The 408-nt window shown below is 39.7% G+C and carries 2 tRNA genes; both read right to left on the bottom strand.

What is annotated here, in order from left to right:
• Nucleotides 1–164: 164 nt before the first annotated feature.
• Nucleotides 165–240, bottom strand: a tRNA-Ala gene (locus tag E2K74_RS14500).
• A gap of 48 nt (nt 241–288) precedes the next feature.
• Nucleotides 289–365, bottom strand: a tRNA-Ile gene (locus E2K74_RS14495).
• Nucleotides 366–408 lie beyond the last annotated feature (43 nt).

Genomic DNA, 408 nt, shown 5'->3' with positions numbered 1-408 from the left:
ACAGGTAATAAATTACTGTTAACTTCCGTTCTATCTATGAGTATGAACAAATTATTTCAACTCAAATATATGCTGTTAATGATTTTTCTAGCCTTCGTCAGGTCTAGAAACTGTGATAAATCACAGAGGTTAACAAGTATAAACTTACTAAGCTCTATAATCTATGGTGGAGACTAGGAGAGTCGAACTCCTGACCTCCTGCGTGCAAAGCAGGCGCTCTACCAACTAAGCTAAGTCCCCAGCTTATCATTTAGATTTAATGTTTCTGATTCTCTGTTTCATGGCAGATGGTGGGTCTGACAAGACTTGAACTTGTGACCCCACGCTTATCAAGCGTGTGCTCTAACCAACTGAGCTACAGACCCTCAGATACATCAATGAAGAACAACTTGTTGTGGATTCTTACCA

Source organism: Acinetobacter sp. RF15B (genome assembly GCF_007558235.1).
Classification (GTDB): Bacteria; Pseudomonadota; Gammaproteobacteria; order Pseudomonadales; family Moraxellaceae; genus Acinetobacter; species Acinetobacter lwoffii_C.
This window is presented reverse-complemented; position numbering and strand designations above follow the sequence as displayed.